At 74.3% G+C, this 1415-nt stretch carries 2 protein-coding genes and 1 pseudogene; all 3 read left to right on the top strand.

The annotated features are described in order from the left end of the window. Positions 1-362, top strand: a pseudogene (locus ACWDX9_RS63310) (hypothetical protein); the annotation flags it as partial. Between the two features lie 216 nt (positions 363-578). Further along, the gene (locus ACWDX9_RS63305) at positions 579-929 is read left to right on the top strand and encodes a bifunctional 3-phenylpropionate/cinnamic acid dioxygenase ferredoxin subunit (protein ID WP_449973452.1); all 351 of its coding nucleotides are present in this window, start codon (positions 579-581) and stop codon (positions 927-929) included. Further along, the coding region (locus ACWDX9_RS63300) for an FAD-dependent oxidoreductase (RefSeq protein ID WP_449973451.1) at positions 926-1415 on the top strand (490 nt) is incomplete at its 3' end. The genes ACWDX9_RS63305 and ACWDX9_RS63300, both read left to right, overlap by 4 nt.

Raw genomic sequence — 1415 nt, 5'->3', positions numbered from 1 at the left:
GTCGTGGCCGGGCGGTCGTGGCCGGGCGGTCGTGGCCGGGCGGTCGTGGCCGAGCGGTCGTGGCCGAGCGGTCGTGGCCGAGCGCTGGTGGCCGAGCGCTGGTGGCGGGGCTCGCTGGGCTGTCGTACGACGCCTACTCGCTCGTCGGCGGGAAGCCAATTGCACGGGGGCATCCCTCCGGTGCGGTGACGGGGGCGATGTTCGGTGCGGCGGCGCTCCTGGTCCTGCTCGTGCTGTTGGGAAGCGGCACGCAGTGGCCGGCCGGCCTCCGCGGCGGTGCTGGGCGTCGCGGGCGAGCGGTCGCCGACGGTGCCGGGCCTCGCGCGCGAACCGTCGCCGGCGGTGCCGGGCCTCGCGGGTGAGCGGCTGCCGGTGCTGTCCTGGTGTGGGATAGCCGTGCTCGCCGGGGGTCTGGCATTCCTCGCCTTCCCCGCCGGCGCACCGCGTTCACGGACGCGGCGAGACGGCCGGACACTGGGGTCTAAGTCCGACAAATCAGCCTTGACATCTCCCCCTCCCACCCTCACTCTGTTGCGTATAGCGCTAGACGTTTCTCTGTACGAAACCGGGGTGACAGGATGATCCCAGCGTGCCCACTGGCGTCACTCCCTCGAGGCGAGGCCCTTCGCGTCGAGGCCGACCCGCCGATCGCGGTTTTCCACACCGAGGACGGCGAGATCTTCGCCATCGATGACACCTGTACCCACCAGGACGCCTCGCTCGCCGACGGCTGGCTGGAGGGGTGCGAGATCGAGTGCCCGCTGCACGCCTCGCGTTTCGACCTGCGCACCGGCCAAGTGGACGCGCCGCCGGCCAAGCGCCCCGTGCGCACGCACGAGGTGGTGGTCGACGGCGGCGTCATCTATGTCAAGCAGTCCGAGGCGCCACCCAACCTGCCGCCGGGCGTCACCGTCAAGGGGCAGGCGTGAACACGATCTGCGTCGTCGGCGCCTCCCTCGCCGGGCTGCTGACCGCCAGGGCGCTGCGCGCCCAGGGTCACCGGGGCAGGCTGGTGCTGGTCGGGGACGAGCGCCACCGACCCTACGACCGCCCGCCGCTGTCGAAGGACTTCCTGCGCGGCGACCTGGCCGAGGCCGACCTGGCCCTGGAGAGCGAGGGCGAGGCCGAGGAGCTGGACGCGGAGTGGCGGCTGGGCGTGGCCGCCGTGGCCCTGGACCCCGGGGAGCGCCGCGTCGAGCTGAGCGACGGCACCTCGGTGCGGGCCGACGGCATCGTCATCGCCACCGGCGCCACCGCCCGCCGGCTCCCCGCCGCCGGCCACCTGGCCGGCGTGCACACGCTGCGCACCCTGGACGACGCCCGCTCCCTGCGCGCCGACCTGGAGGCGGGCCGGCGGCTGGTGGTGATCGGCGGCGGCTTCGTCGGCGCCGAGGTCGCCGCCACCGCCCGCGACC

The sequence above is a fragment of the Nonomuraea sp. NPDC003201 genome, from assembly GCF_053590415.1.
This window is presented reverse-complemented; position numbering and strand designations above follow the sequence as displayed.